Origin of the sequence: Micrococcus sp. HMSC31B01 (assembly GCF_001816085.1) — a bacterium.
GTDB classification, from domain to species: domain Bacteria; phylum Actinomycetota; class Actinomycetes; order Actinomycetales; family Micrococcaceae; genus Micrococcus; species Micrococcus luteus.
The window spans coordinates 1-3,562 of record NZ_KV825470.1; the positions used below are offsets into that span (position 1 = coordinate 1).

Here is a 3,562-nt window from a genome sequence, read left to right on the forward strand (position 1 = left end):
GAGGTGCTCGAGCACGCCGACGCCGAGCCGGCGACCCGCGCGGGCGCCCCCGCCGAGGCCGACCGCTGGTCCGCGACGGCGGGGGAGCTGCTGACCGAGAAGGCCGACCTGTTCCCGGGCTCCGTGCCCACCCTCGTCACCGCGGCCCCGACCACCTCGGTGGCGGACGCCGTGGCGACCATGAACCGGTACGGCGTCGACGCCCTGCCCGTGATCCTCGAGCCCCGGCACGACCTGCGGATCGGCGAGGTCCGCGGCACCGTCTCCTCCGCCGCGCTCGCGGACGCCCTCGCTGAGGGGCGGGCCACCGCGCAGACCCCCGTGGCCGACGTCATGGGCCCCGTGCTGCCCTGCCTGGGGGCGCGCACCCCGCTGCGCGCCGTGGCCCGGCGCCTCGCCCAGGACCCCGTGCTGCTGGTGCTCGAGGCCGGCCGCGTCCAGGGCGTCGTCACCCTGCACGACGTCCTCGCCCACGTCACCGCCTGAGGCCGGCCGCACCGGCCGCGCCCGCCCCACCCGACCCGATCTCTCCGAGGAGGCTCCCGAGATGACCGAGCAGAACGTCCACGAGGACCCGCACGCCACCACCCCCGACACCGGCGCCGAAGACGCCGCCGCCCACCCCCAGGGGGGAGGCTTCGGCACGCGCGCCGTGCACGCGGGCCAGCACCTGGACGAGGTGTTCGGCGCCGTCGTCCCGCCGATCCACCTCTCGAGCACCTACGCGCCCACGGCCGTCGGCGAGCTGCGGCGCGGCTACGACTACGGCCGCGGCACCAACCCCACCCGGGACGCGCTGCAGGAGCAGCTGGCCGCGCTCGAGGCCGGCGTCGACGAGTCCGGCGCCCCCCGGGCCACCGGCCTCACGTTCGCCTCCGGCCTGGCCGCGGAGACCGCGCTGATCATGGGCGCGGGCCGGCCGGGCATGACGATCGTGCTCGGCAACGACGTGTACGGCGGCTCCTACCGCCTCATCTCCCGCGTGCTCGCCCCGTGGGGCGTGGAGCACGTCGTCGTGGACATGGGGGACGCCGAGCAGGTCGCCGCCGCCGTCGAGCGCGCCGCCGCCACGGGGCCGGTCATGGTGTGGCTGGAGACCCCGTCCAACCCGATGATGAAGATCTCCGACGTCGCCGCGGTCGCGGAGGCGGCCCACGCGCACGGCGCCCTGCTCGTGGTGGACAACACCTTCGCGACGCCGTACCTGCAGTCCCCGATCGCCCTCGGCGCGGACGTGGTGGTGCACTCCACCACGAAGTACATCGGCGGCCACTCGGACGTGATCGGCGGGGCGCTCGTGATCCCGGACGCCGCACTCGCCGAACAGGTGAAGTTCCAGCAGTTCGCGGCGGGGGCCGTGAACGGGCCCATGGACGCGTACCTGACCACGCGCGGCCTCAAGACGCTCGGGGTGCGCATGGACCGCCACCAGGCCAACGCCCAGGCCGTCGCCGAGTGGCTCACCGGCCGCGCCGAGGTCTCCCAGGTGCTGTACCCGGGGCTGCCGGACCACCCCGGCCATGAGCTCGCACAGCGGCAGATGCGCGGTTTCGGCGGCATGGTCTCGCTGCGCCTGTCCGGCGGCGCCGCGGCGGCCCGCCGCGTGGCCGAGTCGACCCGCCTGTTCCAGCTCGCCGAGTCCCTGGGCGGCATCGAGTCGCTGATGAACTACCCGGCGGAGATGACCCACGCGTCCGTGGCCGGCACGGAGCTGGCCGTGCCGGACGACCTGCTGCGCCTGTCGGTGGGCATCGAGGACGCCGAGGACCTCGTGGCGGACCTGGAGCGGGCTCTGGGCAGCCTCTGACCCGCCGACGTCCGCCAGAGGTCTAGCGCACGGGTGGGGAGCACGGGGCGGCGTAGTGTGACGGGCATGACCCTCACCGCCTTCGTCAACGCCCACGTCGTCCCCGTCGCCGCCGAGCCGTTCGACGGCGCCCTGCTCGTCGAGGACGGCCGGATCACCGCGCTCGGCCCCGACGTCCAGGCACCCGACGGCGCCGACGTCGTGGACTGCGAGGGCCGCTGGCTGCTGCCCGGCTTCGTGGATGCCCACGTCCACCTCGGCATGCACGCCGAGGGCGAGGTCGGGGCGACCGCGGACGTCAACGAGATGACGGACCCGGTGATGGCCGGGGTGCGGGCGATCGACGCCGTCGACCCGAACGAGCCGGGCTGGAAGGACGCCCTGGCCGGCGGGGTGACCACCGTGAACGTCAACCCCGGCTCGGGCAACCCGATCGGCGGCCAGGCGGTGGCGCTGCACACCCACGGACGCACCGTGGACGAGATGGTGCTGCGCAGTCCCTCGGGCGTGAAGTCCGCCCTCGGCGAGAACCCCAAGAACGTCTACAAGGAGAAGGGCCGCACCCCGTCCACGCGGCTGGGCACCGCCCTCGTGATCCGCGAGGCGTTCCTGCGGGCGCAGGGCTACATGGCCCGCCGCGCGGAGGCCGAACGCGAGGACAAGCCCTTCACCCGCGACCCCCACCTCGACGCCCTCGCCCTCGTCCTGGAGCGCACGATCCCCTGGCGCCAGCACTGCCACCGCACCGACGACGTCGCCACCGCCCTGCGCCTGGCCGACGAGTTCGGCTACGACCTCGTCCTGGACCACGGCACCGAGGCGCACCCGCTGGCCGACCAGCTCGCGGCCCGCGGCGTGCCGGTGCTGATCGGCCCGCTGTTCACCACCAAGTCCAAGCCGGAGCTGCGGGGTCGCTCGATGCGCAACCCGGGGCGTCTGGCGCGGGCCGGCGTCGAGATCAGCATCATCACCGACCACCCGGTGGTGCCCATCGACTTCCTCGTCTACCAGGCCGCGCTGTCGGTGAAGGAGGGCCTGGACCGGGAGACCGCTCTGCGCGCCATCACCCTCCATCCCGCGCGCGTGCTGGGGTTGGACGACCGCATCGGCTCCCTCGAGGTGGGCAAGGACGCCGACCTCGTGCTCTGGTCCGGCGACCCGCTCGATGTCATGCAGCGGGCCCTGAGCGTGTGGATCGGCGGCCGTCAGGTCATGGAGTACGACCTCGCCACGGCCCGGCCCGTCGTCGCCTCCGCCCGTCCCGCGGAGGACTGAGCGGCGCCGCCGCCCGGCGGCGTGGGCGGGACGCGCGGGTTCAGCGCCGCAGGCGCGAGCGCACGGGTGGCAGCCAGACGAGCGCGGCGCCCAGGAGCATCACGACGGCGAGGATGATCAGCAGGCCGTTGGCCCGCAGGAACGCGGGGGCGGCCAGCAGGACGGCGATGAACGTCAGGGTCCCGATCGCCGAGCGACGGCGGCGCAGCAGACCGATCCAGCCCCACAGGGACGCCGCGGCCAGCAGGCCGACGGCGGTGCCCATCGTGAACTGCCCCGTCGCGCCGCCCAGCACGCCCACCGACTCCATGCCGGTGAGCGGATCGATGACGGGCTCGCCGCTGTCCTGTGCGCGGGCCCCGTTCCAGATGAACGCGCCCGCGATGCCGACCAGCACCACGGTGACCGCGAGCCAGTAGATGCGCGCGACCTTCAGGAGCGGGTGGACGAGGCCGGACTCGAGCGCGTCGAGGATCGCCA

At 74.5% G+C, this 3,562-nt stretch carries 4 protein-coding genes; 3 read left to right on the plus strand and 1 reads right to left on the minus strand.

Features of this window, described 5'->3' with window-relative positions; all coding sequences use genetic code 11:
* The 3 genes from HMPREF3105_RS12385 to HMPREF3105_RS12395 all read left to right on the plus strand — a co-directional run.
* On the plus strand, positions 1-486 hold a 486-nt coding region (locus HMPREF3105_RS12385; RefSeq protein WP_141762549.1), incomplete at its 5' end, for a CBS domain-containing protein.
* Between the two features lie 61 nt (positions 487-547).
* Entirely contained in the window at positions 548-1,807 is a 1,260-nt protein-coding gene (locus HMPREF3105_RS12390) for a cystathionine gamma-synthase (RefSeq protein ID WP_083325348.1), read from the plus strand.
* Between the two features lie 66 nt (positions 1,808-1,873).
* Complete coding sequence (locus HMPREF3105_RS12395; protein ID WP_070709897.1) at positions 1,874-3,082, plus strand: amidohydrolase; 1,209 nt, start codon at positions 1,874-1,876, stop codon at positions 3,080-3,082.
* 40 nt (positions 3,083-3,122) lie between these two features.
* On the opposite strand, the gene HMPREF3105_RS12400 is transcribed toward HMPREF3105_RS12395, so the two are convergent.
* On the minus strand, positions 3,123-3,562 hold a 440-nt coding region (locus tag HMPREF3105_RS12400), incomplete at its 5' end, for a hypothetical protein (RefSeq protein WP_070709899.1).

Coding starts and splice junctions, on each gene's coding strand:
- HMPREF3105_RS12390 (WP_083325348.1), top strand. CDS start 548: ATGACCGAGCAGAACGTCCACGAGGACCCGCACGCCACCACCCCCGAC.
- HMPREF3105_RS12395 (WP_070709897.1), top strand. CDS start 1,874: ATGACCCTCACCGCCTTCGTCAACGCCCACGTCGTCCCCGTCGCCGCC.